The sequence below is a fragment of the Gemmatimonadota bacterium genome (assembly GCA_026705765.1).
Lineage (GTDB): Bacteria > Latescibacterota > UBA2968 > UBA2968 > UBA2968 > VXRD01.
In genome coordinates this window covers 1-11129 of the sequence record JAPPAB010000169.1, presented here as the reverse complement: position 1 = coordinate 11129, position 11129 = coordinate 1, and the positions used below count along the sequence as shown (strand labels likewise).

Sequence of the window (11129 nt, the reverse complement as noted above, 5' to 3'; positions counted from 1 at the left end):
GATTGGACGGCAATCTCTATGATATATATTACTATGAAGTTTCATCTTAACTCGTGTATCGCATATCCTACGCCGATAGAATAAGAAAAACTGCACTAATCACAGGCTTGAACCCAAGCCCTAAATACCCCATCAAAACGGGGAACTCCATCTCCTGTTCGTTCCATTTCTTTTAATACTTGATCTGCTGCCCGACTGTCAATCACGTCTTCCAAAAATTGAAAAATTTCTTCTTTTGGAACGCCCTGCTTTTGAGCTTTCACAACAGCACTTTCAAATGCTTCAGAAACTTTTACGCCCTAAATGACTATCCCCTGTTGGTTGAGATGCTCTACAACTTTCCGCAGCAGTTCCTGCACGCGACAAAGGCGCTTGACAGTGGCATCCATGTTCACAATCCCTTTGGAGTCAACAGCAAACCACGGGTCCGGATTACCGAATGTGATGTCTGCAACCGCTCCTCCTTTGCCACCCCTGAAGACACCCGCCTTTTTGATCCGGATATCACTAGAAGTGTTCCCATTGATTTGTCTCAAAACATTGAAGACTTGCCACATGAGAAGGTTGGTAACATTGTGCCCGGTATTACCGCTTCCAAGTCGGACCGTTAAACGCATTGCGTCGTGAATCTGCATAAAGAGTTCCACGTACCCGTACTGAGTTTGGATCTGATTGAATTCACCTTGCTGCCCGTCGTACAACCAGCAGGCGAGGAATCCTTTCTTCGGATTTGGGTAATACACCCAACCGCACCAGTCCCCCTTCTTTCGCCACATAGATTCCAGTGCCGAATAGAAGCCCTCCCATTGTTGCCATTGCCACTTGCGGTAGCACTCGGATTTCCACCTATTCGTGTTGTCCTCCCATCTCTGAAGATGCGTGCGGAAATCATTTACGATGGTATTCTGCGTATTTTGAAATCCATCCATAACATCAAGGAGATCACGACGCATAAAGCTGCCGCATTTGTTTTTGGGCGGAAGGTATTCTTTTGATTCGTTTCCCGTCTTGAGATACACCGCGACCAAGTGCTCATAGCAGCCCTTGTAATTCCTCTCTACGGCCTTCTTATAGTATTTGATCTGGTTCGAGTGCTCTGTGGTGCCTACTTTGTCTTCAATGATCAGGATGATCCGATTGGCATTTTGATCCATGTTGATCCGGACAAGAATATCAATCCGGACATTTTGAGTCTTAATCCGAAGTGTAACTTGAGTCTTAATCCGAAGTGTCTTGATTATCGGGATATCTATCTCTTGAGTCCGAAGAAGTGAACACAACAGTTTGGTGCCGAGAGCATGGAGACGCGGATGCGATTGACGATATTTCGGGTCGGCCCACGCCAATATGTATGCGATGGTGGCGTCCTGAGCGAGTTCTTTCGTCGCGAAGCTGTACAGATTAGGGGTCGTCATGAGATTCCTTTCTTTGAGCGTCGAGTTCGCAGAGGATGTCCAATTGCAGGACGATTTTTCGAATATTTGGCATGATAGGTACCATAATGAGATTAACGGGCTTTTGTGTTGTACTCGAGGGTTTTTAGGATTTAATTATCCTGCAAGCATGGATGATTTTGTAAGAAATTCCTTTCTGTCGCATCCATACGCAAGTTGAAATACTCCTTCACGGCCACCCACCGTTTTATATACTCGCATTGAAAAGACTCATCCGGTGGCAACCAGTTTGCGGGGTCTCGATCTCCTTTAGACCGATTGGCAGATGCAGACACAGCAATTAAAGAATGTTCATTCGTCAAATCATTGGCGAATGCTTGTCTTTGTTCTGGCGTCCAGATATCTGCTCCACTTCTATGGGCTTCAGCCAGCGGAATAAAGTGGTCGATGTCCAATCTGCTCGGATCGGTAAAAGTCTGTCCGGTGTACAGATCTAACCATTCGCCCGACACAACTCGACATCCCCGATCGTCGAGAACGACGGGTTGCAGGCTTTCGGATATTAAAACTTCCTGTCTTGTGTCTTGACAGTCCCCATCCGCATCAACCCAATGTCTATAAAGGTCGCGGTCATAGGGAATGACAGGCGCACCTGCCTCAATATAAAACGTATCTACTTTTGAGACGTATATGGTGTCTCTAATGGTAGTAAATACAGTGTCTGTTTTCGTTACGTAAATGGTATCAGACGGGGCATATACGGTGTCTATTTGGGTCACATAAATGGTATCAGTACGTGCTAGCGAAGGAGGGCCTTGTTTCCCGAAATTTTGCACTAAAATTAAGAAGTCTTGAAAATCTACATCCCCGTCTCTATCGAGATCGCCATCAATGGCTTCAGCAATATTGGCTGTTGCCATAATAAGCAATAGGCATCCAACAATTCTTTTGAACATCCAGTGGCATCCTTTCGTGAATTGATTCAATCGGCATTGTCTAAAATGACCAGCAGAACATAGGTATTTTTAACCGCAATGAGTAGCGTATTATTCGTAAGGCCGAGCGCATTAAAAAAACCTCGCTGATGCACTGGACGAAAACATGTGTTTGACGGATATTATTGAGGAGGGAGGGAGGGTAACACCGAAAGGGGCGAGTTATGAAGACCTTGCAGATTGTCAATCAGTGGGTGAGAACCCCAAAGCCGAACAACCCCAAATTGTCCAGGCAAAGGGCGCTGATGCTTGCCCAGGTGGTCGATGTGGAGCGGCGAAAGGTTCAGGCCGTCAGGCGGCGCGGGCGCGCACTGGATAGGTCGGGATGTTCACAAATGGGGCTGTTCTGATGGTGAGGATCGAACACATAGCACAGACGTTGGAACGCTTCGATAATTGGACGGATTATGATGAGGCAACGATTACGCGGCTTCTCAAGGTCAATCAGAACAAACGGGGTGTAAGGCGGTCAATTCGCTCATTGACGGGCTATATCCGGGCCACACACCGGATTTTTCGCACACAAGCCCTTGTGGTTGTGGTGTCGAGTAGGAGGCAACCAATGAAGTCTAGGCGACGGAAAAAGAAGCCAGCAAAACAAAAGACACTGTTCAGATATTACCATATCTCCCCGACACCGAATCTCAAAAAACTCTTGCCTTATAGTCACCGACACGGAAAAGCGACGGACAGGTGGATGGACAGGTGGGAGTCTGACAAAAAGAAAGAGCTTTCCCCTAAAGCGCGTCGTCATGTGCGCGAGCATACGCGGCGTATCTGGTTTTATTCGTCAATTTTGGAAGCCTGGACGTGTTCGGCGGAGTTTGCTGAAAACTTGCTTTACATCTATCGTCACGACACCGAAAAAAGGTTGGCGCATTTTGAGGGCCGCGCCGTCTCCAGAAAGCCCGTTCCCGTGCAGATGATCGGAGAGATCGAGAAATTTCCTATCGGCAATACCGGCGTGTTTGACGCCTCTCTGCGGTGCTACGAGGGTCAGGTCGGAGCCGAGGATATTGAGAAGGCAAGAGCCGATATTGACAACGCCGTCAACGCCGCCGACCAGTACGGCAAGGCTGGCGCATACGCGCTCATGACCGAATTGGAAAGGGTATTTTCTCAGTCGATGAACTGACAAAAAGGAGATGAAAAAAATGAAAGATTATCAGAAAATCATATCGGATTTCGGACACATCGAGCGGCGTGGAAATATCATAACTCTCAAAATTCGCATCGCGCCGGATGAGAACCGTGAGAGGACTGAAATGAGCGTAAATTTTAATGCAGATACCGGGCGTGTGCTTGGCGATGAAAAAAGCATCCTCGCGTTTGTTGAGCATTATTATTTGCCCGTGATGGCATCGCGCATACCAGACTATGACGGCGAGGGCCAACTCACTGATGAGATCGAGAAGGCGAAAGCCGACATTGCTAACGCCTCCCCCCTAATCGACCACTGTAAAAAACAGATCGCCATCTTCGCTGGTGGGCTTGGTACGGAAAAGCTGATGCGCGAATTTGAAAGAGTCTTTTCCAATCTCCAAAAAGACAACTAAATTTTATTTGTAAATACCTTTCGTTTGGGAACGGTGAAAAGTGTCGGGTATGTGTGTGTTACACCCGTGTTTGGTCTCCCAAAATGCGGGTTGCAGGCTTCTGAGAAAAGCTATTTGAGCGTTTTTGGCACAAAAACCCGTGCAAAACTCTCCCATTTTTGGAGAGAGCGGTTTGGCCGTTTTTCCACAAAAATGACACTTAGTTTGCTCGCAAGGAGCAACAAAATGAGAGGTCGGAGTCAGGACATATCCAGTAGAAATTTCAGGTGGCGTGCGCGCAGAATATACGTTGGTGCGTATTCGCCAGTAAGAGACTATTGGCAAGGTCAGATTGTCTCGCACGATAGGTCATTGTGGTTGCTCGTTTTCGACCGGCCAGAGCGAGGTGTAGAGCCAGAGGAAGGGAACACCTGGAAGCGGTTTAACAAAGAAATCCCCTGTGCCGCGCTCGTTCACATATTGCTCGGAGAGCGGTTGTCAGACGAGGCACTTTTGGAACTATCACGCCAGCGGGGGAGATCGTCATGACTGAGCAAGGCCAATGTGAGAGGTGCGCGGCTCTGGAGCGCGAGGTGGTGGCATTGAAAAATAGACTGTGGGAGACTTCCGAACTACTCCGCCAGGAGCGCGCTGATCGGGAGGCGTGTGATATAGCCGCGCACTTCGACAATACAGCTTCGAGACTTGACACTCTGTATCGAGAGGACGGCGTAAGTGCCAAAGACGAGATTGAGGGTCGGATAAAGCTGTTGCCAGTGCGGGCAAAACTGAAAGAGACCGAGGCGCGTACAGAGAACATCAAAGCCCAAAGGGGATTGATAGACGCGAGGGCAGAGCAAGCCGTTCTCAATCAACGCCTGACGCGCCAGAAGATCAGAAAAATGGAATTGGAGAATGAGGAACAGGAGGCAATGATTGAGCTTTACAGGGCGGCTGTGGACGTTTTAGAGCGGGTGGGTACAGGGCAGATGATCGAGGCGGATTTTATTGTCCTGGAGAGTCTCAAACAGATTGGAGTGAAAATACCTAAAAAATTGAAAAGTGGCGGGCAAATTCTAAAACAAACAAACGGAGGGTCGAGCGATGCGGGATAGCAACGGGCGGTTTATGACTGGCAATACCTTTGCCGCCGGGTATGGCGCACCAGTGGGCAATCAGAATGCCAAAGGACACGGGGCGCCAAAGCGCAACATCAATGCAATGTCCCACGGGATTTATCTGCAATTCAAAGCGGGTGAGAAGCCAGAGGATCGGTTGCCGCCGGAGGCGGGCGCCGACGTGTTGGGAGTGCTGACTGGGGCAAAAGAATTGCAAGAGTGTTGGGCGCGCGCGTCATTGCTGGCCGCGCAGACCGGCGTGAGGATGGCCCAACGTCCATATTGGAAATAGGGGAATCCAAACACGGATAGCTGTAATTTAATAGTGTTTTTGTAAAAAAGCCGCTGACTTGAGAACGATCAGCGGCTTTTTTTGTGTGTACGCGCCTATTGCGAGCAGTTCGAGCCAATGGTTTCTTCAATGCCCTGAAGCCACGCTTGAAAGGCCGCATCGAGCGGAGCGCACAGCCCGGTGTTACTGAAATCAATCCCTTTCAGCTTTGTCAGGTTTGTCAGGCTTTGAGGAAGCGCACCTGTCAGGCTTGCGTTATCGTTAAACGTCAGAATTTCAAGATTGGTCAGGTTGCCAATTTCCGAGGGCACTGTCCCGCTCAAAAGATTGACGTGAAAAGTTAGAGCGGTAAGGGCGGTGAGGTTGCCCAACTCGGTTGGTATCGTACCTGTCAACTGATTACGATTAAGGCCCAGAGTCGTAAGGCCAGACAGGTTCCCCAATGCTGTTGGTATCTCTCCCACCAACTGATTGTTACCGATGTCGAGTTCGGACAGTTTTGGGAGTGTGCCCAATTCCTTTGGGATCTCTCCGACAATCTGATTGGTGTGGAGCGACAACTGGACAAGGTTGGATAAGTTAGACAGTTCTATCGGTATCTCCCCCGTCAATTTGTTGTCGCTGACTAACAGGCTTTTAAGAGTGGACAGATTGCCTAATTCCCTTGGAATCGGTCCGCTCAGTTCATTGTCGAACAGGATCAGCGCTTCGAGCCTTGAGAGGTTTCCCAACGTTGATGGAAGCGTACCGCTCAACTGATTGCTATTGAGCCACAAATTCGTGAGGTTGGACAGATTCCCCAGTTCTGCTGGAAGCGCACCAGTCAACAGATTGTTGCAAATATCCAGGTACTCGATGGCTGTGAGATTCCCCAATTCTACGGGCATTGACCCCGATAATTGATTGCTGTAAAGCACGAGTCTTTTCAGGTTCGTGAGGTTCCCAATTTCGGGGGGTATCTCACCCGTCAAAAGATTGTTGTGAAGCGTCAATACCTGAAGATTTGACAGGTCGCCCAGGGTTGACGGAATCTCGCCAGACAGCTGGTTGGTATTGAGCGACAAACCCGCGAGGTTTGATAGCTTTCCTAATTCTGCTGGAATCTCGCCAGATAGCTGGTTGGTGTGAAGCCGCAAGGCTTCGAGGGCTGTGAGATTCCCCAACTCTTTTGGAATCGTGCCGCTTAACTGATTGCTATGAATGGTCAGCACTTGGAGATTTGACAGGTCGCCCAAGGCTGTTGGAATCTCGCCAGAGAGCATATTGGTATTGATCCACAAGCCTACGAGGTTCGTTAGGTTGCCAAACTCGTTGGGGATCTCCCCGCTCAACTGATTGGTATGGAGCCACAGGTCGGTGAGATTTGACAGGTTGCCCAACTCTTTTGGGATTCCGCCGGTGAGCATGTTATTACACAAGTCGAGGTACGTGAGCTTGACCAATTCGCCCAATTCTTTGGGTATTTCCCCAGTCAAATTGTTGCTGTACAGCGCGAGCCTTTCAAGGTCGCTCAACTGGCCCAACGCAACTGGTATCTCCCCAGTCAACTGGTTGGTGTGGAGAAACAGAGCGACGAGGTTTGATAGGGCAAATAGCCCTTCGGGAATCTCACCCGTCAACTGATTCTGGTGAAGATACAGGTGGGTGATGTTGGGAAAGTCGAATAATTGACTGGGGATCGAGGCGAATTGATTCTCGCCCAGATTGAGCCAGTGAAGCGCGGGCAGGTTGTCGAGAAGACCATCGGGCAGGCTATTGATTTGATTATCTCGCAGGTTGAGCTTTGCCAGACAAGTCAGGCCAGAAAAATCACCAGCCTTTAGTTCTGTGAGGCCCGCGCCTTTCAAGTTGAGAGAATCTATGGCGGCCAGATGTCCCGTCGTCACTTCCCCGCAGGTGCTTACAGGCGCAAGCGCCACGATCGAGTCACGTACCGCGGGTGTGCGGTCACATACCGATATGCTCGGCGGGGGTGACGCTTTGCCAAACGCATTGGAGAATATCAGGAAGTCGGGAAAAGCAATCTCGCCGTCGCTGTCCAGGTCGAAACGTGGCTGATATTTTTCATCGCCCTGGTGGGATCCAAATGTCTCTATGAATGCCAGAAAGTCGGTAAAGCCGACCTCTCCATCGCCATTAAAGTCCGGTGTGGTATTCGCAGAGGCATAAGCCATACATACCAGCACCGCAAGCGCGACAACAGTCATAAACACCCATCTTTTTTTCATATTCTACACTCCTGCAATAAATGTGACCCTTTCAGATCAAATCCAAAAAGTTCTGTAAAAAGGTAGCTCCACTCTACAATAAACCAGCATTCAATCTGCCCACTCGACCGACAACACATGCGTTAATCTCATCTCGAACATATTGAACCCGCAGCAGTGCCTACTCCGAAGTCTTGCTATACTCACCACCTTGCCATAGTTGTCAATTCTAATAACAGCTATAAATATTTGGACTAAGGCTGAACGCGTGTGAATCCACAGGAAGTCCTGCCACCGAAGGCTTGCTTGCTGAGATTGTAAGCGGAATACTGCGAATCATCTCCCACTCTGTGCGTAGATCTTTTACCCAGACCGGCAAAGTTCCCAGACGCAATGCGAGCTGGGCGTCAAAAAGCGATTCCGGAGTAACCGCCTCGCCATTCGATTCCAGAATCTCGAGATCACTTTCATTAAAGGTCGCCGGATTGCCGTGAAAGCCCACAATAATCGGAAACAAAAATTTGAGATACCCCTGCCAAAAATCGTAGTGCGTAACATCTCCCCCGTGGTTGTAATTCCAGAACACAAGACGCCGGAGATGGTGTGGTTCAACCCCGCCACCGCTGCTGCCAGACAACCTGCCATTATTCACACAATCGTACAAATTGGCATAGCTGGGATCGGTCTTATGGATATCAAGTGGCTGGTCTGGAGCCATATCATAGCGGTAAACCACATTGCCCGTTGAGCTATGGCTCATACCCGTACCATGATGTTGTCCTGGAATCGCACGGGTGTTTCTCTGAGCATTAATAAGAGGAGCCGTGCTATAAGGAGACTGGCCCGCAATATCTTCTGACAGCCCAAACCATATCCCATAACTACCCTGACTATTAAAAGCAGTATGCCCCTTATTTCCCGCGATTGTAACCTGGTACACCGATGAGGCAGCACTGACAGTAAAACCAATTGCGCCACTGACATTCATGAAAGAGATGCGCCGAACCCAGGAATTGACACACCGATTGAATGAGAACGCCTTCCAGCCCGCATTGTGGATGAGATTCAGGTGATGGACAAATGACTCAAAAAACGACCCGTGAAAACTGATGTCCTCAACACCGATTTCTTCGAGATGCGGCAAGGACTGCACTGCTGCCCCTTGATTCACACGGGTATGCAGAGGTTCATTGAGGCGGATGCGATTGCCCTGAATCTCGGCAATGCTGTGTTCTTCCCGTATATCAAGCCCCACGTCGAAAAGTTCCGACAAGCCGGATGGCGAACGAGGGGCAACAAACATATTAATTCCTTCTGCATCCTTGACAGTTATAGAGACCCAAATCCACTGACCGACTGAGAGCCTGGAAGCATTATTCACTGTAATCCAGAAAGTCTCTCGCTCCGCACTCTCTGTAATACGCGCTAAGGTAGAACGGCTGAAGCTAACGGGCTGGAAATTGAACATACTGGACACATAACCGGGTCTATCGGGAAGGGGGGACATGTAATTGACCATTCGGATAATAGTACCACCCGTTCGGCTACCACTACCTCGCAAAACAATATTGCTACTGTGGATATAGATAGGCTCATTGTAGCCCTCATCGTTTTTATCCGCATCGGTATTGACCAGAAATTCACCCGGCGGAAAAAAGACAACACCTCTGCCATTTTCCTCTGCCGCGGCAATAGCTGCCTGGATAGCAGGCTGGTCAGACACATCATCATTGGGAATCGCACCGTACTCTGTAACGTCAAAAACGGGATGTGTGACATCGGGCACGGGCTTATTGAAATAGTGATAGCCCGAATACGAAAAATCGGGTAAAATGGGTACTGCCCCATTCTCCTTAGCCTTCACAAACTGTTGATAGGCCCTCGCGTTCCTGAAAAATTCCGCTGGCCTGCCAAAGTCGCTGACAAAGAGCAGAAAATCGCCAAACCCAATCTCCCCATCGGCATTCAGGTCATATTTTGCCTCATACCTTTCCTGACCTTCCCGAGCACCAAACGCGCTTACAAATAGCAAAAAGTCAGTAAAATCGACCACTCCACTCTCGTCAAAGTCTGGTGAAGGCGCCGCAGACACCGGTTGGATCAACAGCGCGATGAGTATGATTTGCGCTAAACGCACGCGGAATAACATATTAAATTTCCCCTACTGGTTCTTTCTTCCCGCACGGTACGTTGGGAATACCTACGGATAACGTTTGCCGGAAGCCGTCTGGTAGGCATCTCCATGGATGAAGGCAATGCTGAAGGAGCGGCGGGGCCGATTCGTGGTATTCACGAGAGAAGAATGCAGCAGTTCTGATAGTTTTCTGCATAATGTCTCTCCTATCATTAATTGACGTTACACCAATGCTCAAGAACGACGTGGCAAAATATCCACATACAATGTGGTTTATGCAGAACCTGCATCCGTTCTGCTCATTGATCTGACGGGATCCAAATTTTTTATTAACGCAAAAAGCGTGCCAATATGAGCGTTGTCCAGAGAGCTATATTCATAAAGCGTTGTTTTACATAAAGAAAAAGAGCCAATCTGACTACGATATAAGACATAATATTGTCCCAAAATAGTCGAACTGGCTCTCACACAAGACCTATTACGGTCTCGAAAGACCTATTACGGTCCCGAAACTATAATTATATTAGTGGGTAAAATGTATAACCATTTATACCGATAGAGTAATTTGTATTTTGATATTTGGCAATCATGTTTATTTTTTAGTTCGCAAATATGAAATACAATTTATAAACCATTTTTTTCACCTATCATAAGGTTCTTTTTAATGATCAAATCACTTGACCGCACAGGCACCTATCGGACTTATTCCATAGCCGATGGTCTGGCCGGGATGCGCATTGAACACATCGCCGAAGATAGCGAGGGGTGTATCTGGTTCGCCACCTGGGATAATGGCGTCAGTCGCTTCGATGGGAACGAATTCCAGAATTTTACCAAACAGGACGGTCTTATTGATGATCGCACTTATTTTGTTACGCAAGACAGTCAGAACCGATTGTGGTTTGGGACAGCAAATGGCGTCTGCTGGTATGATGGGACAGATTTCCATCATTTGAAGGACGATGGCATTGCAGACCGAGACGTGCGGTGCATCTACGAAGACAATGAGGGCCGTGTATGGTTTGGTGGTACCCGTACTCTGGGATATTGTGATAGCACTGCTTTCCACGACATGATTCCGCTCTATCTTCAGCACTACAAGCGGCCTCCTTCTCCCAAGTGGCGTCAGTGTTGGGGTATTACTCAGGATCCGCAAGGTCAGATGTGGTTTGGCTTTAACTACCTCATCCGCTTCGATGGTGAATCTTTCCACCGCTATGAGAAGAAAGACGGTTTTCCCCAAGATGGGACCGCCTATGCCTTAGATAAGGACCATACCGGCAAGGTGTGGATTGGTCGGTTTGGAAAACGAGATGAACTCTGGTGCTATGCCGATGGCACGTTCCAATCTGTTCAGGTAGATTTAGGTGGTCCACTGCGCAAAATACAGTGTGACAGAGAAGGCCGGATGTGGTTTAGCACTTCGGAAGGGGGATTGTATCAGGACGGTGATG

General features: G+C 48.6%; 12 protein-coding genes. 7 read left to right on the top strand and 5 right to left on the bottom strand.

The window, feature by feature from the left end:
- Positions 1-95: 95 nt before the first annotated feature.
- From OXH16_21485 to OXH16_21475, 3 genes are all read right to left on the bottom strand, one after another.
- Positions 96-263, bottom strand: a complete 168-nt coding sequence (locus tag OXH16_21485; protein ID MCY3683983.1) for a hypothetical protein — start codon at positions 261-263, stop codon at positions 96-98.
- A 36-nt stretch (positions 264-299) separates the two neighbouring features.
- Positions 300-1415, bottom strand: coding sequence for a PD-(D/E)XK nuclease family protein (locus tag OXH16_21480; protein ID MCY3683982.1), 1116 nt, complete (start codon positions 1413-1415; stop codon positions 300-302).
- A gap of 131 nt (positions 1416-1546) precedes the next feature.
- Positions 1547-2350, bottom strand: a complete 804-nt coding sequence (locus OXH16_21475; protein MCY3683981.1) for an HNH endonuclease family protein — start codon at positions 2348-2350, stop codon at positions 1547-1549.
- A 203-nt stretch (positions 2351-2553) separates the two neighbouring features.
- Between OXH16_21475 and OXH16_21470 the strand changes: the two genes are divergently transcribed.
- From OXH16_21470 to OXH16_21445, 6 genes are all read left to right on the top strand, one after another.
- Positions 2554-2739, top strand: coding sequence for a hypothetical protein (locus OXH16_21470; GenBank protein MCY3683980.1), 186 nt, complete (start codon positions 2554-2556; stop codon positions 2737-2739).
- A gap of 347 nt (positions 2740-3086) precedes the next feature.
- Positions 3087-3524, top strand: coding sequence for a hypothetical protein (locus tag OXH16_21465; protein MCY3683979.1), 438 nt, complete (start codon positions 3087-3089; stop codon positions 3522-3524).
- Positions 3525-3543: 19 nt separating this feature from the next.
- On the top strand, positions 3544-3945 hold the full coding sequence (locus OXH16_21460; protein MCY3683978.1) for a hypothetical protein: 402 nt from the start codon (positions 3544-3546) through the stop codon (positions 3943-3945).
- 225 nt (positions 3946-4170) lie between these two features.
- The gene (locus tag OXH16_21455; protein MCY3683977.1) at positions 4171-4473 is read left to right on the top strand and encodes a hypothetical protein; all 303 of its coding nucleotides are present in this window, start codon (positions 4171-4173) and stop codon (positions 4471-4473) included.
- Entirely contained in the window at positions 4470-5039 is a 570-nt protein-coding gene (locus tag OXH16_21450) for a hypothetical protein (protein MCY3683976.1), read from the top strand. The genes OXH16_21455 and OXH16_21450 overlap by 4 nt, the downstream gene beginning before the upstream one ends.
- Entirely contained in the window at positions 5029-5334 is a 306-nt protein-coding gene (locus tag OXH16_21445) for a hypothetical protein (protein MCY3683975.1), read from the top strand. Before OXH16_21450 ends, OXH16_21445 begins: the two co-directional genes overlap by 11 nt.
- A gap of 95 nt (positions 5335-5429) precedes the next feature.
- On the opposite strand, the gene OXH16_21440 is transcribed toward OXH16_21445, so the two are convergent.
- Both OXH16_21440 and OXH16_21435 read right to left on the bottom strand, forming a co-directional pair.
- A complete protein-coding gene (locus OXH16_21440) occupies positions 5430-7562 on the bottom strand; it encodes a hypothetical protein (GenBank protein ID MCY3683974.1) in 2133 nt (710 codons plus the stop codon).
- A 208-nt stretch (positions 7563-7770) separates the two neighbouring features.
- Positions 7771-9690, bottom strand: coding sequence for a DUF4955 domain-containing protein (locus OXH16_21435; protein ID MCY3683973.1), 1920 nt, complete (start codon positions 9688-9690; stop codon positions 7771-7773).
- A 649-nt stretch (positions 9691-10339) separates the two neighbouring features.
- On the opposite strand from OXH16_21435, the gene OXH16_21430 reads away from it, so the two are divergent.
- Positions 10340-11129 (top strand): hypothetical protein (locus OXH16_21430; protein MCY3683972.1); only part of this gene is annotated, 790 nt, incomplete at its 3' end.